This window comes from Bacillus cereus (assembly GCF_002577405.1).
GTDB lineage: Bacteria > Bacillota > Bacilli > Bacillales > Bacillaceae_G > Bacillus_A > Bacillus_A cereus_AU.
In genome coordinates this window covers 67394-92622 of the sequence record NZ_NULR01000011.1, presented here as the reverse complement: position 1 = coordinate 92622, position 25229 = coordinate 67394, and the positions used below count along the sequence as shown (strand labels likewise).

Sequence of the window (25229 nt, the reverse complement as noted above, 5' to 3'; positions counted from 1 at the left end):
GATACGTTCATAAACGAAATTGTTTTTCCTATACAAATATAGCCACGAATTATGTGGGTAGGAGGTGTTGCGCATTTTTGTTCGGCACTTACAAAAAGAGAGTGTCAACCGCACGCCCTTGAAGGGCCTTTTTTTGTGTAAATGGTAGTAAGGGAGGAAATTTTGGGATGGCAATGTTAAAAAAATGGCTGCTTACGTCGTTAATGGCAGTTACACTTGTATTTGTTTCTTTTGCGAATACAGTACATATTACGTTTGCTGAAGGAAATACAGCAAAACTTGCAATTATTGGTGAATCACAAAAGGGCATTATGTTATGTCCGAAAGAAGCGCAAATTGAAGATGGGGAAACAGCTTTAAGTTTGCTGCAAAAAGTCATGGGGGACAAAGTAACATCTGAAACGATGTCGTTTGGAACGTATGTAAAAGGCATTGACGGCTTAATGGCTGGGGACACAAGCGGTTGGATGTATGATGTAAATGATAAATCTGCACAAGTTGGAGCAGATAGTTATAAATTAGAGTCTGGAGACGTTGTTGTATTCCGCTTCGTTTCAGACTGGAGCAATATGAGTCAAGAAACATTACAACAAACATTAGATAAATTTGGTACTTGTAAAACTGTTGAAGAACCAAAGACAGATGATCCAAAACCAGAAGAACCAAAGCAAGAGAACATTCAAGTTCCAGCAGCACAAGTAAACGAAGCAATTTCCAAAACGTCTGAAAAGATGTTACAAGATGGAATTGAAAGTGATTGGGTAGCTTTAGGGCTTTCTCGTTCTGGAAAGAATGTACCAATTGAGGCGAAATTAAATTATGTAAAGGCAGTAACAGAAAAAGTGGAAAAGCGTATAAATCGTTTTTCAGCAACAGATTTAGCTAGAACGATTATTATGATGAATGCAATGAATGCAGATCCTAAAAAGGTAGGCGAACATAACTTAGTTCAAAAATTGTATGAATCAGATAAAGTGAATTCTGTTACAGGTTATGCATTTGCTTTACTTGCATTTGATACGAAAAAATATGAGATCCCAGTTGAATCAAAATGGAATCGAGTTGCGTTAGTAGAGTCACTTTTACAATCACAACACACAGATGGTGGCTGGACTTATGATAGTGCAAGCAGTAAAGAAAGTGCTAGTAGCGTTGATGTAACGGCTATGGTTTTATCAGCATTAGCTCCTTATCAAGATCGACCAGATGTGAAACCAGCTGTGCAAAAAGCTGTTGCGTATTTATATAAAGAGCAGCTAGAAAATGGTGGGTTTTCTGCAGATGGACAAGAAAATTCAAATAGTACTGCGCAAGCAATTATTGGATTATCACTTGTTAAAGATGTAGATCAAAATCGTCTTCATAAGGCAGTGCAAAATCTACTGTCATATCAACTTCCAAATGGTGAATTCAAATGGTTACCAAGTGATCAAAATGGTAGCGGAATGGCTACAGAGCAAGCGTTATTAGCTTTAATTCAGTTTAAAGAGCCTGGAAAATCAATTTATGATTGGTCAAATGTATCTGTTCCTGAAATCGATACAAAACCTAATGTGGATTCAGAAAATGTTGTAGTAGAAAAAGAAGTTACTGAAGAACCACAAGAACAAAAGCAAGTGCAACAAGAAACAAAAAATGAAAATGTAAAAGTTGTTGTAGATAACGAACCGGCTAAAAATAAAAAATCCGGAAATGATAACATGCTACCAAAAACAGGAGCATCTTCTCATAGTGCGGCTGCAGAAGTAGGTATGGGTGTATTATGTATTGCTTCCGCATATGTATTATGGAGACGTAAAGCAGCTTAACCAAAATTAGGAGCAATCATTTGCTCCTAATTTTCGTATGAAAGGTGAGAGATAATATGAGTAAGGTGAAATGGTTCATTTCTTTAATGCTTTCGCTCGGGCTACTTGCCGGATGTGAAGAGGCAGCTGTACAGCCAGAGAAGAAGGTAGAACCAAAGCAAGAAGAGGTAGCGAAACAAGAAGAACCGAAAGAAGAAGTGAAACCGGAAGAGAAAAAAGTTGAAGCTGAACCGGAGCAGAAACAACAAGAAGAGAAACAAGAACAAAAAGTAGAAGAGAAGCCTCAGGAACAACCGCAGGCACAACCAGAAGTAAAGAAAGAAGAAAAGCCTCAGGAACAACCGGCCGCTACTAAACAACCAGAACAACAAAAAGCACAAGAAGAGAAACAACAGCAACCGAAAGCGCAAGAAGAAGCAAAGGTTGTTAATCAGCCGAAAGAAACACCGAAGCAGGAGCAAAAGGTTGATCCGAATAAAGAGGAGAAAACGATACCGACTCCGGTAGTACCAACTCCTGAACAAAAAAAACCAGATCCAGTGCCAGAACCTAAAGCAAAACAAGTTACTATTTCCGTAAAAGGTAATGAAGGATACTTATTAGGTGCGAAAAAGATTGATGTACAAGAAGGCGATACTGTTTATAAAGTATTGCAGCGTACGGGATTAGATGTTGATGCAATGGGTTCTAAAGACGGTATTTATGTAAAAGGGATTAATGATTTATATGAAAAAGATGTTACCGCTACTAGTGGATGGAAATATCGTGTGAACGGTGCTTTTCCAAACTATAGTGCTGGTGTAGCTACAGTAAAACCAGGAGATACAATCGAGTGGGTGTTTGTATTAAAATAAGAAAGGCATTCGGTAAAGGACTATGAAAATAAGTTTTTCTTCTTTACATCCTTTTGTGAATTTTTTCTATTATATCGGGGTGATGATACTATGTATGATGTGTCTTCATCCTCTTTTTTTAATTGGAGCGATACTATTAATTGTTAGTTTAAACGTGATGCAAGGAAATGGCGAAAAGATAAGAAAAATGTTACCGAGCACAATCGTTTTCTTTTTTATGGTAATTTTATTTAATTCGTTATTAACACATAGAGGTCGAACTACGTTATTTTGGTTAGGTGATAATCGTATTAAACTTGAGGCGATTATGTTTGGACTAGTAATGGGGTTATTACTAGTTGCGGTTATGTTCACGTTTGCGTCGTATAATGATATTATTTCGAGTCATAAATTTTTATATTTGTTTTCAAGAATTTCACCGAAAGTTGCATTGTTAACGATGATTACAGTGAGGTTTGTTCCTTTGTTTATTAGGCGATTACAGAAAATTACACTCGTCCAAAAAACGAAAGGTGTACAAGTTGACGCAGGTTCCATTGTGGAGCGAGTGAAAAATGGTATGCAGTTGCTACAAGTGTTATTAATTTGTTCGTTAGAAGATGCACTGCAAACGGCTGATTCTATGCAAGCTCGTGGATTTGGTGTAACGAAGCGTACAACGTATATTCGATATAGAATGGAAAGACGCGATTGGTATATGCTCAGTTATTTAATAATTCTATTTATAGCTGCTGTCATCTTTAGTAATTATGGCGGAGGAAAATTAATTATTTATCCGAAAGTCGAATCTATGCTATTTCAGCAATACGACGGGATGATGTTTGTAGTATTTACGATGTTTATTAGTTTACCAATTATGATGGAAGGAAGGGAGTGGATATGGTGGCGCATGCAGAAATAAACAATTTATCATTTGTATATGCTGATGAAAACGAAAAAGCGTTACAGCATATTTCTCTTTCTGTTCAAAAAGGTGAGTTCATTACACTTGTGGGCGGATCGGGTTCTGGGAAGACGACTTTATTAAAACATTTTAAAAAGGAGTTACTTCCAATCGGTACGCGTTCGGGAGAGTTGTTTTATGAAGGTGTTTTATTAGAGGAAGTACCAGATTTATTATCTGCACAAGAAATTGGCATGGTGTTTCAAAATCCAGAAAACCAGCTCGTAATGGATACAGTAATTCAAGAATTAGCATTTTCTTTAGAAAATATCGGGTTACCATCTCATATTATTCAAAAACGAATAGCTGAGCTTATTAGTTTCTTAGGATTTCAAGATTTATTGCACCAATCTGTTCATACGCTATCTGGCGGGCAAAAGCAACTTGTCAATTTAGCTGCGGTATTAGTTATGCAGCCGAAACTACTATTATTAGATGAACCGACAGCGCAGTTAGATCCGATTGCTGCAAAAGAGTTTTTAGGATTGTTAAAGCGTATTAACGAAGAACTTGGAATTACGATTATTTTAAGTGAACATCGTTTAGATGAAGTAATTCCGCTCGCAACACGCGTTGTTTGTATGGATAACGGCCGAATTGTGTATGATGGTAGTCCGAAAACGGTTATAGCGAAAATGTGGGGAGTTGAAAAGTTCCGTCCATTTATTCCGCAAATTCCAAGGTTGTTTTTAGAGTGGAATGCGAAAGATATTCCATTTACAGTACGAGAAGCACAAATGAAAATGAATGATTTTTCAGCGATATCATTTAGGGATGAGCAAGAGGAACAGTGCGAAAAACAAGAAATAATTTTAAATGCAGAGCATATTTCTTTTCAATATGAAAAAAATAGTCCGCTTATTTTACGAGATTTAACAGTTGCGATTGAAAGAGGGAAATGGGTAGCTCTCGTTGGGAAAAATGGTACGGGTAAGTCTACACTGTTAACGATTTTAGCGGGGTTACAAAAAGCGAGAAGAGGCAAAGTGAAGTGGAACGGGAAAGTGGTACATAAAATTGATTCGAAAGAACGGTTTAAAAGGATCGGGTATGTGTCGCAACATCCGTATTATCATTTTACATTTGATACAGTGTGGGATGAAGTGTATGAACGTGCACGTGAATTATACGGAGAACAAGGAAGAGAAATGGCAGAAGATATGCTAAAACAGTTTTGGTTACATTCGCTTAAAGAACGCCATCCGCATGATTGTAGCGGGGGAGAGCAACAATTACTCGCGTTATGTACAACGTTATTGTCAAAGCCAACGTTATTATTACTTGATGAACCGACAAAGGGACTAGATCCATGGAAGAAAAAAAGAGTAGGAGAGCTATTTAAGAAGTTGCAAAAAGAAGGGACAACAATTGTAATGGCAACGCATGACATTGAGTTTGCGGCGAAATACGTGGATCAATGCATGATGTTATTTGATGGAACAGTTATTATGAATGATGCACCGAAAGAGTTTTTTAGCGGCAATTTCTTTTATACGACATCGATTAATCGATTCATTCGAAAAGAATTGCCATATGCATTAACGTGGGAGGATGTGTACGAAGCGTGTCCAAACGATATGTTGCATTCATAATATGTATTTTTGCACTACTAATAGGCACATTACTCTTTACGACACTTATTATGGACGGTTATTACATGTTAAGTAGTTTGTTTGTATTAGCTGTTATTATATTACCTTTCTATGTCCGATTTGAAAGGAAAGCATTTGTTTCACGTGAAATTGTTCTCGTTGCCGTATTAGCAGCAATTGCAGCAGTAAGTAGGGTACCATTTTCTATTTTACCAAGTGTACAACCAACTTCTTTTGTCATTATCGTTTCAGCAATTGTGTTTGGGAGTGAAACTGGTTTTATGATCGGTGCAACAGCGGCGATTGTGTCTAACATCTTTTTAGGACAAGGTCCGTGGACGCCGTGGCAAATGTTTTCGTGGGGTATGATTGGCTTCATAGCAGGATTACTCCGAAATACATTTTTGATGAAAAAACTATGGGGACGACTCATATATGGATTTGCCGTTGGATTTCTATTTGGCTGGATTATGAATTTTTGGGGTCTTCTTGGGTTTATACAGGAAGCAACGTGGGAAACAGTTATTGCTTACTATGCTGCAAGTTTTTATTTCGATCTTAGTCACGCGATATCGAATGTTATTTTTCTACTACTATTTAGTACATCTTGGATTACGATCCTTACAAGATTTAAAAAGAAATACGGCATATTAGATGAGCATAACATGACATAGATAAGCATACTCATATAAGGTAGGGTCGCGACTTACATATTCGTTTGCCTCTTTCATGCTTCTTACATATTGTAGGGAGCATTTTTCTGTATATTTTCTAATTATAACGGCAATAATAATGAAGTATGCCATTTGAAAAAGCTTCCCACCGTATGATGGGAAGTTTTTTCAATCTTGTTCTAAAATGTGAACGGTGTAATCGCAGCGTTGAATAGCTTGTTCGACAGCATAAAGAGATTGCTCAATACGAGCGCGATTAAAATCTTTTTCAACAGTTTGAAGCGCTTCTTCTAAACAATGTTTTGCTTCTTGTAATGATTGAAAAGAATCTTGTACATATCCGCGAGCATTTTCATGCATTTCATAATCCTCCTTGAATGTTCATATATGTATAGTATGAACAGTAAGGAGAAAAATATAATTTGTTATATTTTTTATATTTATTTGACAATTAAAACGAAATTACGTATAGTTAACTTTAAAGTGAATATTTTCTTATCCAGAGAGGTGGAGGGACTGGCCCGATGAAACCCAGCAACCGCGATGCAGGTGCTAATTCCAGCAGAACATATTTGTTCTGGGAGATAAGACGAAGATATACGTAACTTCTTCTTATCGGAGAGGTTTTTTTGTTGCAAAAAAACCGATTACGAAAAACATTTAATAAGAAGAAAGGGGTTGCGAAGTACTGTGACACTCGAAAAATACGTAAAACTGCGTAGTACAGTTTATGAATATATGATAGAGCAAGATAAGCCAATATCATTGTTAGATATTCAAGAACATATCGTTTCGCATCATGAAGGAAAATTCACGAAAAAGATGTTACATCAATTTTATTTATCAAGGCTATTAGACGAACTAAAACTGGATGGGAAAATTACTTTAGCTGATGATGAATATCTCTATGCTGAAAAAGGGGTATTTTATAAGGCGAGAAAAGGGAGCTAGGCTCTCTTTTTTTTGAAGTATGTAGTGTAAAAGACTGCTAATGCAGCCTGATACAGGGAATGGTGTTGAGTGTGTAGTGTCAAAGATTGAATGTGCCTGAAAGAGGCACTTCATATCGGCTGCAAATGAAAAGAGACACCTCCGCCGAATAGGTGTCAGTCGTTTTGTCATATAGACTCGCTAGTTGACAGTTATTAGAATAACATGCAGGGTTTTGGAAGTCAAAAGGGAATTAAAGGAAGAGGGAGGTGCTGTTATGTACGCTTATTTATTAAAAGAACTATATAAGTATATTCCGAAATATATTGTTGATAGAGGATATGAATATTATGAAGATGGACATGTAGAAGATGTTGAAATACACGACAAGAAAGTATTTGCTTTCGTTACTGGAAATGCAGGAAACTATGAAGTGGTTATTGATCTTGAAGATTTTACAGAAAGTAGCTGTGAGTGTCCATATGAAAATTATTGTAAACATATGGCGGCAGTTGTTTATGATATTCAAGGTGCTGGTGAGAGTACGGTTAAAGCGAAACTGCAAGGTTTAGAAAAAGAAGAGTTACTTACAGTATTAAACCGATTGTTGCAAAGTTCGAAAAACGTGCAAGTTGTAGAGAAGATGTTAGAGAAGGGGAAGCTTTAACTATGAAAGAAAAGGCTCGTACATTATGAATGAAATCGATCGTATTATAAAGTGTTGTCAGTATGATGATGAACTTTTTCGGACGTATATTATGTGCTTACTTCAATTGAAGAAATGTAGCGAAACGTTCGGGCAAATTCAAATACAATTAAGAAATGATTATTTAATAAGAGGAATTTGTGAAAGAGAAGTGGATGAGATAGTACGGGGAAGTAAAGAATATGAAACATATTTTCTTCCTAAATCGTTACGGTGGAATTTCTTGAGGGGAAATCCACATCTGATTGAAAAAGTATGTGAATATTTTTTTGCGTTTGAGGCATTAAACCTTACGGAGATAGAGTGGAAAAAGATTATAAATTGCATGGGAAATAAATGATTTATTATATAAAAAAGCTAGTATAAAACTAGCTTTTCGTTTAAATAAATAAGAAGCATAGACTAATGATAAAACCTGCATATAGTAAGTTAACAACGCAAAATCCCATAATATCACGAGCCCCTAAACCAGCTATCGCTAATGCTGGTAATGCCCAGAAAGGTTGAATTAAATTCGTCCAAGCATCGCCCCACGCAATGGCCATCGCTGTTTTTGCAGCAGGTACACCAAGTTCAGCGCCAGCTGGAATCATAATTGGTGCTTGTACAGCCCATTGACCGCCACCAGATGGAAAGAAAATATTAACGATGCCAGCACTTAAAAATGTAAAGAGCGGGAAAGTCGTTTCGTTTGAAATGCTAATAAAGAAATTAGAAATAGCTCCTCCAAGTGAAAGTCCTTCACTATTTGCTCCAATCATCATACCCATAATTCCTGCGTAAAACGGAAATTGAAGTAAAATGCCAGAAGCACTTTTCGTAGAATCTGAAAAAGCGCGAATGTATTGAATCGGAGTCCGGTGGAAAATAAGACCGGCAATCAATAACATAAAAATAACGATATCTAGTGTAAGGTTAAAGCCTTTCGTATAAAAGAAATATAAACCTGAAAAGTTCCGATATCTCTACAATGTATAAAATCATGAATAGCACGATACAAAGAGAAAACGGACAAACCCAATTGTATCAAAGGTTTGTCCGTTTTCCTTGCTCCGATAATTTGACTTATGTTAACTAGATTTGTATACAGTATTCACTTAGTGGAAGACAATGTTTGTTATTTGTGCTTAGGTTTAGGAGGTTTAGGAGGTTTAGGTTTGCCTGACTGTATTTCAGCGAAAATATCTTGGTTACCAGTTCTAGTGTCTGTCCAAACCGTAACCAATCCATCATGTGGGAGAGCTGCTGCAAAAATATAGTCACCAATAAATAATGCGTTTCCTGTATTAGGGTTGAAGGATTGATCTGTGACTCGTTTATGTTTAGAGAAAGAGTTTCCACCATTGGATGATTCGGAAAGGAAAACATCTAAATTAGTTGCTCCGGAAACTCGATTCGTATAGTAAACGACTTTGACTTTTCCAGATGACGGATCAACAACTGGAAACGGAAGGAAATTCTGGGTATTAGCAGGATTTTCACTATTTACTCTCACAGGTGTTGACCAGTTAGCGCCATTATCGGAGTGAGAAGAAAGGATCTGCGCATTTCCGGTTGAATAGTCATTCCATACAGCATACACTCTCCCCTTATTGTGGCCTTTAGAAAGATCTACAGCAAGAAATGCATTAGTAGGGGTTCTGAATTGCCAATTGTTAACATTTGAGTTCAAAGTAAAAGGAAGGGCAGTAATTTGGGCAACGGTAATGGTTGGACCAAAAGTAACCCCACCGTCATTAGAACGACGAATTCTAAAGAATGCATTGTTACCTAAATTGAATTGTTGCCGCTCAATCCATCCGACATAAACCTCGCCATTTGGCCCTACTGTAATATTGGAGCCTTGAACGAACGTATTACCTGTGATGACTCCAGTGATTGCAACGGGTGCAGACCAGATTACGCCACCGTTCGTAGATCTGTGAAATAAAATTTGTGAATTAACATTATTCGTAAATTGGGTGTAGCTGACATAGGCCCGACCTCTAAATGGACTTTTACTGGATATGTCAATTGCAGAATAGCTTTTATCGTTATGTTCAGCTATACCATTTCCTTGATTGACAATGATTGGAGTCGAAAAGGTTTGTCCATTATTAGTAGATCGATATACCACAATGGTTCCGTCTACTCCTTCACCAGCGACATTTCTATTAAAAACAAGTCCTGAAACTAGGAAGAAATTATCACCTCCCCAGTTTACAACAGCATCTGCTGCCGCCGTGAATCCAGCAGGTATTGGTAAAATATTGTTTGTCCAAGTTTTTCCCTTATCAGTCGATCGATACAACCCTGTTCGGGTATCTCCTAATCGAAAGTCATTTCCTGTTGCGACTATGGTATTCGGATTTGACAAATTAACAGCTACACTGGGTTCATTTTGAGAGGAATTATTTGATGTCACTCTTACATTCAATTTATAATCGTCTTTCCTTTCATTTTAGAATTGTTATTTATATTAATATAAATATGTTCGTGCTAGAAGATCCGTCTGTGTGAAATGGTAGATTTCAGAAAAAGGGCAGTTTCATAGAATTGAAATAAGTTAAGACTTACATGGGGGTTTCCGCTTTCATAATATGCAAAAAATGTACAAGCTACATTTAATAGTAGAGAGAATAGAAAACATTTTCTAATAACTAGAAAGGAGAGTTATATTATGTGTGGATCAATTAGTCTACTTCTTTGTTCCTCCACCATGTTTCAAATGCGCCAATTACTCCTCATCAAGAAGAAACGAGAATTAAGCGAATATAAAGCGATTTATATCATAAAAGATTATTTTCCGCTAATATATCACTCTCTACAAAAAGACACTCAAGAATTAACAAAGATATTGTTTCGCCTGTTCAATCTCTTACAGAAAAACGGACGGAAATTTCATAGGTATGAGAAGAAAACAGTCTTTGATATCTTAGGTGTCGTATACAACTTTTCTATATCTCAAAATCATGTAGCGTAATCAAAAAAATGAAACCCGATAGGATTTATTTCGTATGCAAATTTTTAAAGAACTTACACTGGATTTTTAGAAAAAAGAAAAAATCTCATATGAAATTAAACTTATATAAGCTTAGCTTGATGGGTATGGGGTAGCACCATTATCAACCTAACAGAAAAAGTTGCTTATCCACTCAATATGTAATATTGCATATAAAAATGAATTGATGCAAATGCAAAAGCTTATTATAATGAAAGCATAAATATTCAACACATTTTAATACAACAAAGAGGAGGAAGTAATATGGAAATCGCAATGGCAGTTTTGAAATTTTTAGGTGGAGTAATTCCATTAGTTCAAGAACTTTTAAAAGCATTTATGTAAGTTTATTAATTAGCAATCATTTATAAGTCATTATCATATCTTAATATAAAAAAAGAACGAGGTGATTATTCTGAAAATTAAGAAAAATAATAAAAGAATAAAATTCCTAGCATGTTTATTAGTTAGTTTATGCACTATTAATTATTCATCTATTTCCTTCGCAGAAACACAAACAGGCAATGCAACTGATGCAACAAAAAATGCTAGTGACATTAATACTGGCATAGCAAATTTAAAGTATGATAGTAGAGATATTTTAGCAGTAAATGGTGATAAAGTAGAGAGTTTTGTTCCGAAAGAAAGTATCAATTCAAATGGTAAATTTGTAGTAGTTGAGCGTGAGAAAAAATCACTTACAACGTCACCAGTTGATATTTCGATTATTGATTCTGTGGCTAATCGTACTTATCCAGGAGCAGTACAACTTGCAAATAAAGCTTTTGCAGATAATCAACCTAGTTTATTAGTGGCTAAGAGAAAACCTTTGAATATTAGTATAGACTTACCTGGCATGAGAAAAGAAAATACAATAACTGTCCCAAATCCGACATATGGTAATGTGTCTGGAGCAGTAGACGATTTAGTATCTACTTGGAATGAAAAGTATTCAACAACACATACGTTACCTGCAAGAATGCAGTATTCAGAATCTATGGTTTATAGTAAATCACAAATAGCAAGTGCTCTTAATGTTAACGCTAAATATCTTGATAATGGGCTGAATATTGACTTTAATGCGATTGCAAATGGAGAGAAAAAAGTGATGGTTGCGGCATATAAGCAAATATTTTATACCGTAAGTGCTGAACTTCCTAATAATCCATCAGATCTTTTTGATAATAGTGTTACTTTTGGTGAGTTAACTCGTAAAGGGGTAAGTAATGTAGCTCCGCCTGTTATGGTGTCAAATGTAGCGTATGGCAGAACAATTTATGTGAAATTAGAAACAACATCTAAGAGCAAAGATGTACAAGCTGCCTTTAAAGCCTTACTTAAGAATAACAGCGTCGAAACGAGTGGACAGTACAAAGATATTTTTGAAGAAAGTACCTTTACCGCTGTAGTATTAGGCGGAGATGCAAAAGAGCATAACAAGGTTGTTACAAAAGATTTTAATGAAATCCGAAATATTATTAAAGATAATGCAGAATTAAGTCTTAAAAATCCAGCATACCCAATTTCATATACAAGCACTTTCTTAAAAGATAATTCAACTGCTGCTGTTCATAACAATACAGATTATATTGAGACTACAACTACAGAATATTCAAGTGCTAAAATGACGCTTGATCATTACGGAGCATATGTTGCTCAATTTGATGTATCTTGGGATGAATTCTCATATGATCAAAATGGAAAAGAAGTACTAACACATAAAACTTGGGAAGGAAGCGGCAGAGACAAAACTGCTCATTTCTCTACAGTTATACCACTTCCACCGAATTCAAAAAATGTAAAAGTCGTAGCGAGAGAATGTACAGGTCTTGCATGGGAATGGTGGAGAACAATAATTAATGAACAAAATGTTCCATTAACAAATGAAATAAAGGTTTCAATTGGAGGAACAACATTATACCCAACTGCTAATATTAGTCATTAGGTTGGAGCGAAGCGCCCTGTTTACAGGGCGCTTTTTTACTTAGTTGAAAGTATATCATAATTAATTCGCAAATCTTCTAACCATATTTTAAAATTTATAGCGATGTGACGGAGCCTCATATAGCCATTTAATAATAATTTCTATTACCTTTAAAGGATTTTAATTATGAATACAGTAACCATGACAAGTAGGTTATATATCAGATTCATGCTCGGTTAACATAACGTCTCATTATTGGTAGCAAGAAAAAGAGATCCTTTATTCTCACAAGGAATCTCCTTTTTCTTTTTCTATAACTCTATTCATTTTTTTATACATTACTATTTTGGCGTGGATTTTAAGGTTCTCATTTGTTACTGGATTAGCCGAAAAACTGTATAAAATCTTGCATGCTCTTAGCATGGATTTTTTCCGAAATGCTGGCGGTACCCCATGCCCATCAAGTTAAAAAATCTGTTGTTCCCCAAAACGAAAAAATGAGCTGAATTCTTATAGACAGCTGCGGAGGGGGGATTTTCGCTTTTTGGGGGGGATTTCAAAACCTTAAGTTGATGGGCATGGGGTAGCACCACACATCCACCAACTTAAAAGACTATTCTTGAAGTTGAAATCACGTTGCTATTTTCTCATGTTATTGAGAATAGCAACGTGATTTTTATGAAATATGTACCAAAAACTTTATAGTAATAATTCGCATGTTACCTCTCTAGTTAATAGGATATTTTTTCTTAATATATGCATACTAAACATATCATAAAAGGTACATAGAAAGTGAGGGAATCATGGCTAAATTTTTGAAGCGTTTAAAATATAGAGACAATCCTAAGTCATTTTCAATACGAGACAATACTCATTTTCAGAAAAAAAATATTGAGGACTCCCTCTTAGGCACTGATTTATCGAAAAACATAGCTGATATTCAGAATATATTCCGTCAAGCACCTGATTTAGTAATTCGTCGGTTTCAAATGAAAGTAGATGGATTAGAAGCAGCTTTAGTATATTTGTCTGGATTAACAGATAAAGAATTGATTCAAAATCATGTTCTAAGTCCTTTGATGAATAGTGATTTTGATACCAATAAAGAACTTCCAATTCCATTAGGACAAATTAAAATTATTGATACGTGGAGTCAGATTGAAAATGCTATTTTTGGAGGAGATAGTGTTTTATTATTCCACAGTCGAACAACAGCACATCAATTGGATACGAAAGGATGGCCACAAAGAAATGTTGAAGACGCTCATAACGAAATAGCTCTAAAAGGTGCGCATCAAGGGTTCACAGAAACTGCAAGTCAAAATATCGCAATGATTCGAAGATATATTCCCCATCGTGAGTTAGCAGTAAAAAAAATAATAATTGGTGTACGAAGCAAAACGAGGATTTCTATTTTATATTTGAAAGATGTAGCTTCTGAAGATGTGCTAAAGGAATTAGAAACACGGATTCAAAATATTACAGTCGATGCTGTTGCTAGTAATGGCGAACTTATAGAATTCATTGAAGATAACCCGTACTCACCGTTTCCACAATTTATATTAACTGAAAGACCTGATTTGGCAGTATCTCACATTCTACAGGGCAGATTTGTAACTGTAATGGATCATTCGCCCAATGTGTTAATTACTCCAACAAATTTTATTTCCTTTTTTCAAGGCGTGGATGATTACGGTACAAGGTGGTTAGTTGCTTCGTCTATTCGGATGCTTCGTTTTATCTCCTTTATGATTGCTTTATTTTTGCCTGCGAGTTATGTTGCGTTTATTTCCTTTAATTTTGAAGTTATTCCTGTAGAGCTGTATTTATCTATTGCAGAATCAAGAACGCGCGTACCCTTTTCTCCAGTAATGGAAGCATTACTTATGGAAATAACATTGGAAACGATGAGAGAAGGGGCTTTACGGATACCTACTCCGATCGGTCAGACAGTTGGAATTGTAGGTGGTATTGTTATTGGACAGGCGGCTGTTCAAGCGGGAATTGTAAGCAACATTATGATTATTGTTGTTGCTGTTACCGCCATCTCTTCCTTTGTTATCCCTAATTATGATATGGGAGCGGCAGTAAGACTTTTACGCTTTCCGATGATGCTTGCAGCTGCCTTATTTGGAATTGTTGGACTTGTTATCGGGTGGATGACTTTAATTGGACATCTAATTAGTCTTGAATCGCTAGGTACTCCTTACGGAACGCCATTAGCACCATTTCGCTTTGCGGATATGAAAGATACTTTCATACGCCTACCTTTATGGGCATTAAGAAAGCGTTCTAAAGGTACCAGAGCCATTCAATCTATTCGACAAGGAAAGAATCAAAATAAAAGGTGAAACTATGAAAAAGTATGCCTATAATGACATTACGCTTATACAGTACATTCTTTTAATTAATGGAATGCAGGTGGGCACTGGCGTTTTATCGCTTCCACGCTTGCTTGCAGAAAAAGCTGGAACGGATGGATGGATAGCTATAATGATTGGCTGGATATTCTCCACAATATCAGGTGTTTTTATGGTGAAGACTGCTGCTAGATATCCCGAGGACACGATTTATGACATTCTTATACGATTATTTGGAAAAATAGTAGGAAAAGCATTCGTTGTTATTTACATGATGTACTTCGCTTTTTATTCTTGTAGCGTTCTTGTGAACGCTATGCTCTATCTTAAAGGATGGCTTCTTCCAAAAACACCTGACTATGTCGTTATCTTTTTATTTTCGATTCCTACCTTCATTGTTGCACGTAACGGTCCTCGTATTTTAGGGCGATACTCCGAACTTATTTTTTATATGTTTCTTTGGATTCCGTTATTTTTTTTGATCCCTCTTAAAGGGAACGGAAGTTGGATGCCATTTTTCCCACTTTTAAAAGAAGGGTGGAAACCTGTATTCATGGCTGTACCGACCACTATTTTTGCTTATTTAGGGTTTGATATTGCCTTCTTTTTATATCCCTTTTTACAAAAAAAACAGTATGCAGTCCATGGAATGGTTATTGCAAACACTTTAACGATGTTATTTTATTTATTTGCTACTATTGTTTGCTTTGCCTATTTTAGCCCTGAGAGCATTACGCAATATAATCAACCGGTACTAAATTTACTGAAAGTAATTGAATTTCGTTTTTTAGAACGTTTTGACATGATTTTATTGGCCATTTATTTACCCGTTGTATCCACAGCATGGATTCCCGCTATATATTGCGCTGTATTTTGTTCAAGCCAATTAATTAGAAAACAAGATTACAGCTCGCATGTAGTTGTTCTCTTATTGTTCATTATCGGCCTCATATTTTGGACTCATCCTAGTTGGAATGAAGCCGAAACTTGGCAACAGACATTATCGAATGCTGGTTTTGGATTAACCTATATATCACCTATCGTTTTATGGCTGTATTGCTGTCTATATGAGAAGTTTCGCCAGGGGAGGATACATTGACATTGAAAAGAAAAGTACTATGTTTAATTTTGTTATCGGTGTTCATGATGACTGGATGCTTTGATCAAACAAATGTTGAAGATGTTTCTCTTACTCTTATTCTTGGTATCGATTTAGATCGTAATGATAATTTATTAGTGTATATGTCAAGCCCTGTTTTCAATAAAGAAGCAAAGGTAAAAGAAGAAACCACTGGTGTAAAATCTGCTACGGTTCGAAAATCTAGAGACCAATTTGATGCTACTGTTATGGCGCTTACCGCGGGAAGTAAAACACAGATTTTTTTAATTGGAAAAAGGCTACTGAAACGAAAAGACTGGGAAAATTACCTCGATCCATTTTATCGAGATCCCAAAAATACAGTTACCGCAAGGGTTGTCGCTGTAGATGGACCTGTTTCGGACGTCATCTTCCATAGCCCAAAAGAAAAGCCGCGGCTTCCTATATATTTAACGAAACTAGTTGATACCGCTGCTTTAAGAAACATCACAGTAAAAACAACGCTTCAAGAATTACATGAACAAAGAGCAGACAAAGGGGTAACAGCAAATATTACTGAGGTGAAAAAAAAGAATAAAATATGGGTGACAGGTACAGCTTTATTGGATGAAAAGGGAAGGTATAAATTAACGCTAAAACCTGATGAAAACAAACTATTACGTATTTTGCAACAAGGAACTACAGGTGAGTTTTCATTTACAATGCCAATTAAAATAAAGGCGGACAGCCAAGATAAAGATTGGATAAGTTTTACTGCTTATGGTATTAAAGTAAAGACAAAAGCAAGATATGATGATCATTTTATATTTGATGTAGATGTAAAGATGAGAATCGGTATTACAGAACGACTTTTTTCGTTTAATACAAGAAAGGACGCAGAAAAATTACAAAAGGCGATTGAAACTAAGCTGGAAGCTGATTTCAAGCAATTAATAAAAAAAATACAAACTGCACAAATCGACCCTATTGGTCTTGGAAGATATGCAAGTACTTACACATATCCAGAATGGAAAAAAGTCCAAAATAAATGGAATAATGAATTAGCAAAGGGAGATGTAAACGTTAAGGTAAATGTGAAAGTTGGTGCAATGGGAACGATTAAGTAACATGAATTCAACTGGAATTCGTACTAAAATTGCAAGTACCTTCTATTTTAGTACGGGAAATGCCTTTAATAGGGGTTCCGCCCCACATTGCTATCAAGTTAAAAATCTGTTGTTCCCCAAAACGATAAAAATAAACTTCGGTACCATAAAAACACAAAATCTCCATTTAAGGGGTACTTTAAAATCTTAGCTTGATGGGTATGGGGTAGCACCGCATCGCTATCAAGCTAAGCTCATACAAAGTCAATTATAGTAGAGGCTGTTTCTTTTTTCTAAAGGCTATGCGTAGGGAATTTAAAGATTTGCATACGAAATAAACCCTAATGGGTTTCCTTTTTTGAATTAAGCCGCTTGATTATCAGACATGGTACAATTGTAAACGACACCTAATATATCAAAGACTGTTTTCTTCTCATATCGATGGGATTTCCGCCCGTTTTGCTGTAGGAGGTTGAACAGACGAAGTAACACCTTTGATAGCTCTTGGGTGTTTTTTTGTATAGTTTGGAATAGAAGAAGAAAATAGTCTTTAATCATATATATGGCTTTATACTTACTAGTTCGTTGTACAAAACCAACATCTCTAGCAAGGTCCCGTAAGGTATTTGGAGATAAAAAACTTTGAATCTCTTGAGCAAATAGTTGTAATTCATCAGACACAGAAATAGACATAAAAAACGCCATCCTTTCCTATGATTCTACAGAAAGAATAGCTTATTTAGGGGCATTTCTTTTTATTAGCTTGATCGCGATGTGGCGATACCCCAAATATAAAAATACTAAGACTGTTTATTTTGCTGTAAAAATGTTTCTAAAATTCTCTTAACTGGTAGACTGGCGTTTTTCAGTAAACTCTCTGCTTTATCCATTATTTTCTTGTTGGAAGCGATTCTTTTTTTATATTCTTCATTGTTAAAAGAACGCAAAGAATCTATTACATATTCAGCTACTTCATCATTCTCATTGAGTAAATCTAATAATAAATTGAATCCATTCATTCCAGTATCTTCATCTATACAATATACTAATCTAATTTTATACTTATCATCTCTGTCTTTTAGACTTCGAACCAATTTCGCCCAATCAATGTCAGCAAATCCACTTATCAACTCTTGTACATACATAAATTCATCATCATAGAAGTAGTTATCTGAACTATTTTCAGATAATATTGTATCCAATTTTTCATACATTAATATTCCTCCTCCATTTGGTAAATTCACCTGGTAATAGCGTATTGATTTGACCTGTTAGATATTCACTAACCACATTATTTTTAGTTTAACTATAAATAAGATTATGTGAATGAAAAGTCTCTTTAGAAAATCTAAAGGGACTTTTTTATACTGAATTTAATCACTTATTTCACCTCTACGATTTCAATCTAAACAACTCATTTCGGGGACTCCTCCTTCAATAAATTGATTCAGAAGGCGATATATTGATAAAAAAACAAATAATTAATTACAGTACTTTTTGTCATTACAACAGGTATTTATCCAATCCATATTAATTACCTCTGAATATTTTATAGCATTCGACTTTAAGGAGATGAGAAAATGACAGTTCGTTGTCTAATAATTGACGCATATAAAGCACCTGGATCGAATATGACTCAAAAGGAATTCAGTAGACATGTAGCACAAGTTCAAAAAATTTGGGGAAAGCAATGTAATTTAGATATAAGATGGCGTTTCCAAGATCAAAATCACACACCAATAATGCAAGATATTGAAGGACCAATCGTTACAACTGGACGCATTCCAGATGGGCTTATACCAGATGAAGCTAAAGAATTCGCTCCACGGGAACTTTTTCCAGAAACTCCAAATGTGCTTACTTGTGTTGATTATAATTCGCTTCCTGATAATATTCAAAACCCTGGTAGTGATCCAGGTTTTATCAAACAATGGTTAGCCAAGAGACCAGGAAAGGATGATTCCCCATTTGGTCAAACAAGACCACTAGATATCGCTGTATACTATGTACAAGGACCATTCCTAGGCGATGGAGCCCTAGGATGTGGCGGTTATTATACTCCTTCTGGTCCAGCCATTGTTATAACAAACAGTCTACCCGACATAGTTACCCCGGAAAACAACGTCTATATATACCCTCGCTCTGAACTAATCCTCGCTCATGAATTAGGACACGTTTTATTGAAATATTCACCTAATGCCGGCCATGTTGATACTGACGACAACATTATGTATAAAGGTTTATTAAAAGATCATTCTATTGGAGTAACAGAAGCTCAATGTACTGAAGCTAAAAAAAGCGAATATTTTCAAGATTGTCCATAAAAATCACAAACAATCTAAATCAATAATAAAGAAAGGAAGACTAAAATGTCCCCTAAAAACCACAAAATCTATAACAAGTATTTTATATTAATATCACCTGATGCAGCACATATTCAAATGCTATCATCTAATGCAGCACCACCTAAGACAATGTCATTTCAAGCACCACAACATATAAAACGATTTAATACAGTATCAACTCAACCACCTCAACTACCTCAGAATGAAATATCAACTCAACCACCTCCTTATGTAACACCATCCTCTAATAACAACAAGTGTAATTGTCCACCACGTAATAAAGATTAAAACTCTAAATACTTGTTTTAGATGTCAAATTATCTTATTTAATTTAAAACAGCCCTTCCCGAAGAGCTATTTATCTTTTGATCTGAAATTTTCTTTTTGTCTGTCGGCTTGGTGAGAAAAGTACACGAGCCGAAAAAAAATTTGATTCTAAGGGTGGAGATTTTTGAGTGTTTTTCTCAAAAATACAACCCGTTCCTTACGGAACCTTTAGCATAAGAGTGAGATAGGGAAAGTAAAAAAGTGAGTGATATCAAGAGTTTATAGAAGATGGAGTGTCAAAAAATTGCCTTTACCTCAAACCGAGACGGTACAATGAGATCTATGTGATGAATGTAGATGGAAACAACCAGACTCGTCTTACGAATAATGCAGCAGCTGACTTTGCTCCTACCTGGTTTCCCTTTATGCATCCCTAAATAACACCGCTTATGAAATGTTTATGTTGAATTATCAAGTATCAATAGCAATGGAACTTCATCTGTTTTAAGAGCGTTTCTGATCGCATCAGGTCTGTCTTTTCCATTTATAAAGATAAATAATAACACCGATTTATAGTACGGTCATCACAATACCAATTAACTATCGATAACGATAATTATATGGGCAGCTTATTATATTTTTCTTAGCATGGGGGGGAAATGCTGGCGATACCCTTCAATGAGCAATATAACTTAATGGAATCCTGTTCACCCAGGTTGGGATGTCCACTCCAGCCCCATCGCATCTTATCCAAGACTTCTGGACAACGGTCTCCCAAGCAATCGAAGACTGAAACCAAACTTAGGTATTGTTTAAAGAAAAACGCCAAGACGGATGCATAATCATACGCATGATGGCCACCATCAACACTGTGGTTAAAAGCTATGGCAGGACTGGAAGTGTTAGAAGTACTACGAGAACAGTTAAGCATTATGAATAAGAGCCAATAAAAAAATCCTCTTGGATGCAAGAGGATTTTTTTATTGGGAATAGTAAGGAGGAGGGGAGGTGCATTACATATGGGAAAAGGTAGAAGTAATAATGCTGGTAAAAAGCAACCGAATTTCGATGATTCATCTAATTTCGCTAAACAAAGTCAACCGACAGAAAAGAAAAAGAAATAAAAAAAGAATCTCTCTTCATCAAGAGAGATTCTTTTTTTAAATGGTATTTCTTGTTGCAGTATCTTCTAATAACTTATAGGTTTGCTGTAAATAAAACACTCCAATAAAAAAAGCTTCCACTACTGTGGAAGCTTCTCCAAATGATGGGCAATATCAACATACATATCGGAATAAACCGAATGTATTTCATTACTTGGCGCAGCGTTAGAAGAGAAGTGGACGATTACCATGTTTGCTTTCGGATCGATGTAAAGCGTTTGTCCGTAACTGCCTAACACTTCAAAGGCACCTTGCTCGTTATGCGGAATCCACCATTGATTATGATAAGAAATAGATGCACCGTTGCCGATTGCTAGTTCACCTTCTTGTACATTTTTCACACTTTCAGTAATAGAGGAAGGGAGGATTTGTTTTCCATTATATTGACCGTTATTTAATAATAGTTGACCGAATCTTGCCATATCTCTAGCAGTTGCATTTAAACCAGCGCTTGCTTGTTCTACTTTTGTTTCATCTGTAACGTAATAGGCATTTTCTTCCATACCAATTTGAGACCAAATTCGTTCGCTTACATTTTCAGCTAATGATTTACCAGTGATTGTTCGAATAACCCAAGCGAGCGTTTCAGCTGATCCGTTATTGTAAGAAAAGGCAGAACCAGGCGGTGCAGTTTCTTCAGCTTCTCGTAACATATCATAAATGTTCATAGGACCATCGTAATTTTTGCCGCGGGGTAAAATATTACTAGCTAAATATAGTTGCGCATCTTGATTTTCTAGTCCAGGCTGCACATATCCGTGAGTCGGGTACTCTGCAGAAACTTGCATGTCCATTAATTGCTGAAGTGTCGCTTTCCCGAACGGTGTATTTTTTAATTCTTTTATGTACGTGTCAGCTGTCTTTTCTACATCAATCAGGTTTTCTTCAGCGAGAGATTGTATAATTGCCCCGGTAAATACTTTTGCTATTGATGCCATTCCATGAGGAACATTCTCGTTATATCCATTGAAATATCGTTCATAAACAAGTTGTCCATTATGTACAACGACAAAAGCATCTGTTTTGTTTTCGTCTAACAGTTTTTTTAGGGGAGTTGTCTTTCCAAATCCACGCTCCACAGCAAAATCGTCTAAGTTTTGTAATGCATTAGGGAAGTGGGAAATTTGATTAGGGTTATTATTTACCTCGTTAATTAAAGTGAATTCTTTCATATGCGTGTACGACCAACGTAAGTACGGATCGTCTAACCAATTTTTCTTAGTGACATTATCTTTAGATGGAGTCATTTTATTATGTTTGAAGTAAGTAAAACCAAGCCCTGTAATTACAAATAAAAATGTGAGTAAGAGTAAGAGTAGGGGAGATTTTTTTAGTTTCATATAGGTCCCTCCTTGTCGTTTCTATAATAAGTATACGCTCCTATTGAAAGAAATACAAAATAAGGAAAGTAAACGGAGAAGTTTACTTTCCTTATTTATGTTAAGCGGATACTTGTCCGTCTGTACGTTGTTTCTTGGATTTTTGTTTTCGTCCGTGTAATCCATAATATAGAAGTAAAGTGAACGCAACGATAATAGCTGCGATAAAATACATATTATGATAACTTGATTTCGCAGCGACGATACCTAAAATGAAAGAACCAAAGCCAATGCCGCTATCAAAGAACGAGTAGTAAGTAGCTGTCGCAGAACCACGTCGATGGTTTGGAGCGGCAGAAATTGCAATCGTTTGGAAGCTAGGAATTAATGTTCCGTAGCCTAAACCGATTAATACGCCCGCGCTTAAGAACCAAAACGGAGTTTGTGCTTGACTTAAAGCGAACATCCCAATTGTGAAAATAATGATAGCTGGATAAATAAGTACATTTTCACCGAAACGATCAAAGATTTTTCCTGTAAATGGACGAGAAATTACAACAACAAGTGCGTATACAATAAAGAAGTAACTAGCAACCTCTCCTAAACCGAGCTCTTTTGCATAAATAGGAATAAAGGATAAAATACCACTATAAGAAAAGGCTAACACAAATCCTGTTAGAGCGATTGGAATAGAGGATGGTTCAATTAAGTCTTTCCATTTCATTTTTTCTCGTTTTTGTTTACTTACTGGTTTTTCATGAGGAATATTCACTACTAATCCTAATAAAAATGCGAGTAATGAAAATACCGAACAAACAATAAATAGTACAGTAAATGAAAAATGAGAAATAATTGTTAAACCTAAAAAAGGACCAATTACCATTGGTAGACTCATAAATACACCGTAATAAGCAAGTGCTTCACCACGTTTATGAGCTGGTGTTACATCAGTTACAATGGTTCCCGTTGCCGTCGTTGCCATCCCGAACCCAATGCCATGTAAGAAACGAAGGGCAAGTAATAAAAATAAACTTTGCGCACCGAAATACATAACAGTAGCGGCTAAAAATAGCGATAGTGAAATAAATAATATTTTCTTTCTTCCTAAATCATCGAGCCATTTTCCTGTAAATGGTCTACATAAAACAGATGAAATAAGAAAAACAGTTGCAACTAAACCAATTTCCTCAGGTTTTCCTTTTAGACCGTCTATAACGTAGACGGGTAGAGTAGTCATAAGCATGTAAAATGTTAAAAAGAGAAATAGACTACTAAAACAAGTTCCGAGGAAATCCTTCGTCCAAAGTTTTTCACTTTGCATCGTCATCCCTCCAATTTAATCTAAATTTTTAATAATTTGTTGTAACACTTGAAAAGCTTGATGTAAGTCTTCTTCTTTAATACCTTCTAGCGTCTTTTCTTCAAAGGAATCAACTTCTTCTTGCCATACGGGAATCATTTCTAGTGCAGTATCAGATAATGAGATCAACTTTTCACGGCGATCTTTTCCTTCAGTACGTATAATCCAGCCCATCGTTTCCATACGTGTTAACGTACGAGTCATCGTTGGTGATTCAACATTTAAATACTGACATAATTCTGTTTGGGTACAAGATCCACTTTGATTAATGCGGAAAATAACAGCCCATTGCGCACTAAATAATCCTGTTGGAGATACACGTTCATTAAATTTCTTCGTGAACTTACGAGAAGTTTGACTAACAATGTGGAAAAAATGTTGTTTTTCGTCCATGTATTTGGATCCTTTCAAATTAGTTACCTAGCTAACTATATACTTTTTTATAGTAATTGTCTAGTAATAGACATGTTGATTTATGTAAAAATTTCGTAGAGGTTTTATGTTGAGAACATATATTCTACATGGTATTCTTTAATTAAATAAAGAATTTTCTTTCTATTAAAAGAATGGGGGAACTTGTGATGATTAAGCCTGCAACAATGGAGTTTGTTTCACTATCGAATGGAGAAACGATTGCGTATCAGGAAGTTGGAAGGCGAAATACAGAAACTCTTGTACTCATTCATGGTAACATGACATCGTCACAACACTGGGATTTAGTCATTGAAAAACTGCAAGGTCAATATCATATTTACGCTCTTGATTTAAGAGGATTTGGAAAATCAACATATAATCAGTCGATAGATTCATTACAAGACTTTGCTGAAGATGTAAAACTATTTATCGATCAATTAAAACTAGAGAAATTTTCATTAATGGGCTGGTCAATGGGCGGTGGTGTTGCGATGCAATTTACAGCAAATCACCCGACTTTTGTAGAAAAGTTAATTTTAGTAGAATCAGTAGGAATGAAAGGTTATCCAATCTTTAAAAAAGATATTAACGGGCAACCAATCGTATCAAGTTTAGTAAAGACGAAAGAAGAAATTGCGCAAGATCCAGTACAAATCGCTCCAGTACTAGATGCGATAAAAAATATGAATAAATTATATTACCGTACAGTATGGAATCTATTAATATATACAAATAACCAACCTGAACCAGATCGTTATGAAAAGTATTTAGATGATATGTTAACGCAGCGTAATTTCGTAGATGTGAATTATGCGCTCATTACATTTAATATTTCAGATGAACATAATGGAGTTGTAGAGGGAAATAAACAAATTCATCGCATTAAAGCTCCTACACTCGTTATACAAGGTGACAGAGATTACGTCGTACCGCAAGTAGTCGGTGAAGAGTTAGCACAGCAATTGCCAAATGCGGAGTTGAAGGTATTAGAAGACTGTGGTCATTCACCGTTTATTGATTGTTTAGATGTGTTTATAAAGCATGTAGAGGATTGGTTAGAACAGGAATAATCCCCAAAATGAAAAGTATTGCATATACTATAACATTTGTAGGTAAAAGGGGAGAACATCAATGCATCAACCAGTCTTAATTGCTCATTCACCATATCATTATCACTTATATACAAAAATAATGATTGATCCGATGTATATGCACGTTTCACCAGCTGTAGTTCCTATGCAAATGCAACAACCACTAACAGCTCATGTGCATCATTACTTATATGGGCCTTCATTTTATGAAAATCCATATTTTAAACACTTTCATTACAATGTGAAAGCGCAAGTTTGGGAGGGATAGGAAGCTAAAAGGTTCATTCTTTTAGCTTCTTTTTTTATTGTGAATAT

21 protein-coding genes, 4 pseudogenes and 1 riboswitch are annotated in these 25229 nt (G+C 35.6%); of the genes and pseudogenes, 17 read left to right on the top strand and 8 right to left on the bottom strand.

Features of this window, described 5'->3' with window-relative positions; genetic code table 11:
* The first annotated feature begins 167 nt into the window (after positions 1-167).
* From COC96_RS14810 to COC96_RS14790, 5 genes are read left to right on the top strand one after another with little or no spacing between them, the layout of a single operon-like run.
* Positions 168-1808 carry a DUF4430 domain-containing protein gene (locus COC96_RS14810; RefSeq protein ID WP_098768989.1) on the top strand — a complete coding sequence of 547 codons (1641 nt, stop codon included), beginning with the start codon at positions 168-170 and terminating at the stop codon, positions 1806-1808.
* Positions 1809-1864: 56 nt separating this feature from the next.
* Entirely contained in the window at positions 1865-2662 is a 798-nt protein-coding gene (locus tag COC96_RS14805; RefSeq protein WP_098267533.1) for a DUF4430 domain-containing protein, read from the top strand.
* A 22-nt stretch (positions 2663-2684) separates the two neighbouring features.
* Positions 2685-3563, top strand: coding sequence for an energy-coupling factor transporter transmembrane component T (locus COC96_RS14800; protein ID WP_098267534.1), 879 nt, complete (start codon positions 2685-2687; stop codon positions 3561-3563).
* Positions 3536-5197: an ABC transporter ATP-binding protein gene (locus COC96_RS14795; RefSeq protein WP_180234960.1), complete on the top strand. Its 1662-nt coding sequence runs from the start codon at positions 3536-3538 to the stop codon at positions 5195-5197. The genes COC96_RS14800 and COC96_RS14795 overlap by 28 nt, the downstream gene beginning before the upstream one ends.
* Positions 5170-5871: an ECF transporter S component gene (locus tag COC96_RS14790; RefSeq protein WP_098267536.1), complete on the top strand. Its 702-nt coding sequence runs from the start codon at positions 5170-5172 to the stop codon at positions 5869-5871. The genes COC96_RS14795 and COC96_RS14790 overlap by 28 nt, the downstream gene beginning before the upstream one ends.
* A 168-nt stretch (positions 5872-6039) precedes the next feature.
* Here the strand turns inward: COC96_RS14790 and COC96_RS14785 are convergent, their stop codons facing one another.
* Positions 6040-6231 (bottom strand): hypothetical protein, encoded by a 192-nt coding sequence (locus COC96_RS14785; RefSeq protein WP_097905386.1) that lies wholly within the window; start codon positions 6229-6231, stop codon positions 6040-6042.
* Between the two features lie 132 nt (positions 6232-6363).
* A riboswitch (SAM riboswitch) is annotated at positions 6364-6462 on the top strand.
* Between the two features lie 99 nt (positions 6463-6561).
* On the opposite strand from COC96_RS14785, the gene COC96_RS14780 reads away from it, so the two are divergent.
* The 3 genes from COC96_RS14780 (at position 6562) to COC96_RS14770 (ending at position 7847) form a co-directional block, all read left to right on the top strand.
* The gene (locus COC96_RS14780; RefSeq protein ID WP_000171472.1) at positions 6562-6822 is read left to right on the top strand and encodes a hypothetical protein; all 261 of its coding nucleotides are present in this window, start codon (positions 6562-6564) and stop codon (positions 6820-6822) included.
* 256 nt (positions 6823-7078) lie between these two features.
* Entirely contained in the window at positions 7079-7468 is a 390-nt protein-coding gene (locus COC96_RS14775; RefSeq protein ID WP_098768987.1) for an SWIM zinc finger family protein, read from the top strand.
* Between the two features lie 25 nt (positions 7469-7493).
* A complete protein-coding gene (locus COC96_RS14770; protein WP_098768986.1) occupies positions 7494-7847 on the top strand; it encodes a type I restriction-modification system subunit M N-terminal domain-containing protein in 354 nt (117 codons plus the stop codon).
* Positions 7848-7887: 40 nt separating this feature from the next.
* On the opposite strand, the pseudogene COC96_RS14765 reads toward COC96_RS14770, so the two are convergent.
* Both COC96_RS14765 and COC96_RS14760 read right to left on the bottom strand, forming a co-directional pair.
* Positions 7888-8445 (bottom strand): annotated as a pseudogene (locus COC96_RS14765) (TIGR00366 family protein); the annotation flags it as partial.
* A 179-nt stretch (positions 8446-8624) separates the two neighbouring features.
* Positions 8625-9923, bottom strand: a complete 1299-nt coding sequence (locus COC96_RS14760; RefSeq protein ID WP_098768985.1) for a sialidase family protein — start codon at positions 9921-9923, stop codon at positions 8625-8627.
* Positions 9924-10178: 255 nt separating this feature from the next.
* Here COC96_RS14760 and COC96_RS14755 point away from each other — a divergent pair.
* From COC96_RS14755 to COC96_RS14730, 5 genes and pseudogenes are all read left to right on the top strand, one after another.
* A pseudogene (locus tag COC96_RS14755) lies at positions 10179-10469 on the top strand (IS4 family transposase); the annotation flags it as partial.
* A 424-nt stretch (positions 10470-10893) separates the two neighbouring features.
* The gene (gene alo, locus COC96_RS14745) at positions 10894-12432 is read left to right on the top strand and encodes an anthrolysin O/cereolysin O family cholesterol-dependent cytolysin Alo (protein ID WP_098768984.1); all 1539 of its coding nucleotides are present in this window, start codon (positions 10894-10896) and stop codon (positions 12430-12432) included.
* Positions 12433-13214: 782 nt separating this feature from the next.
* A complete protein-coding gene (locus COC96_RS14740) occupies positions 13215-14762 on the top strand; it encodes a spore germination protein (protein ID WP_098768983.1) in 1548 nt (515 codons plus the stop codon).
* A 4-nt stretch (positions 14763-14766) separates the two neighbouring features.
* Positions 14767-15870 carry a GerAB/ArcD/ProY family transporter gene (locus COC96_RS14735; protein ID WP_098768982.1) on the top strand — a complete coding sequence of 368 codons (1104 nt, stop codon included), beginning with the start codon at positions 14767-14769 and terminating at the stop codon, positions 15868-15870.
* A 2-nt stretch (positions 15871-15872) separates the two neighbouring features.
* Positions 15873-16976 carry a Ger(x)C family spore germination protein gene (locus tag COC96_RS14730; protein ID WP_098769025.1) on the top strand — a complete coding sequence of 368 codons (1104 nt, stop codon included), beginning with the start codon at positions 15873-15875 and terminating at the stop codon, positions 16974-16976.
* A gap of 342 nt (positions 16977-17318) precedes the next feature.
* Here COC96_RS14730 and COC96_RS14725 read toward each other — a convergent pair.
* Positions 17319-17534 (bottom strand): annotated as a pseudogene (locus COC96_RS14725) (IS4 family transposase); the annotation flags it as partial.
* Between the two features lie 221 nt (positions 17535-17755).
* The gene (locus COC96_RS14720; protein WP_098267544.1) at positions 17756-18169 is read right to left on the bottom strand and encodes a hypothetical protein; all 414 of its coding nucleotides are present in this window, start codon (positions 18167-18169) and stop codon (positions 17756-17758) included.
* A 366-nt stretch (positions 18170-18535) separates the two neighbouring features.
* On the opposite strand from COC96_RS14720, the gene COC96_RS14715 reads away from it, so the two are divergent.
* Both COC96_RS14715 and COC96_RS28705 read left to right on the top strand, forming a co-directional pair.
* A complete protein-coding gene (locus tag COC96_RS14715; RefSeq protein WP_098267545.1) occupies positions 18536-19279 on the top strand; it encodes a hypothetical protein in 744 nt (247 codons plus the stop codon).
* A 985-nt stretch (positions 19280-20264) separates the two neighbouring features.
* Positions 20265-20360: pseudogene (locus COC96_RS28705) on the top strand (serine hydrolase domain-containing protein); the annotation flags it as partial.
* 450 nt (positions 20361-20810) lie between these two features.
* On the opposite strand, the gene COC96_RS14695 reads toward COC96_RS28705, so the two are convergent.
* The 3 genes from COC96_RS14695 to COC96_RS14685 form a co-directional block, all read right to left on the bottom strand.
* A complete protein-coding gene (locus tag COC96_RS14695; protein WP_098768981.1) occupies positions 20811-22070 on the bottom strand; it encodes a serine hydrolase domain-containing protein in 1260 nt (419 codons plus the stop codon).
* 100 nt (positions 22071-22170) lie between these two features.
* Entirely contained in the window at positions 22171-23370 is a 1200-nt protein-coding gene (locus tag COC96_RS14690; protein WP_098768980.1) for an MFS transporter, read from the bottom strand.
* Between the two features lie 15 nt (positions 23371-23385).
* Positions 23386-23802, bottom strand: a complete 417-nt coding sequence (locus COC96_RS14685; RefSeq protein WP_141436489.1) for a MarR family winged helix-turn-helix transcriptional regulator — start codon at positions 23800-23802, stop codon at positions 23386-23388.
* 188 nt (positions 23803-23990) lie between these two features.
* On the opposite strand from COC96_RS14685, the gene phaZ reads away from it, so the two are divergent.
* Both phaZ and COC96_RS14675 read left to right on the top strand, forming a co-directional pair.
* Complete coding sequence (phaZ, locus tag COC96_RS14680) at positions 23991-24893, top strand: intracellular short-chain-length polyhydroxyalkanoate depolymerase (RefSeq protein WP_142340005.1); 903 nt, start codon at positions 23991-23993, stop codon at positions 24891-24893.
* A 61-nt stretch (positions 24894-24954) separates the two neighbouring features.
* The gene (locus COC96_RS14675) at positions 24955-25182 is read left to right on the top strand and encodes a hypothetical protein (protein ID WP_098267551.1); all 228 of its coding nucleotides are present in this window, start codon (positions 24955-24957) and stop codon (positions 25180-25182) included.
* Positions 25183-25229 lie beyond the last annotated feature (47 nt).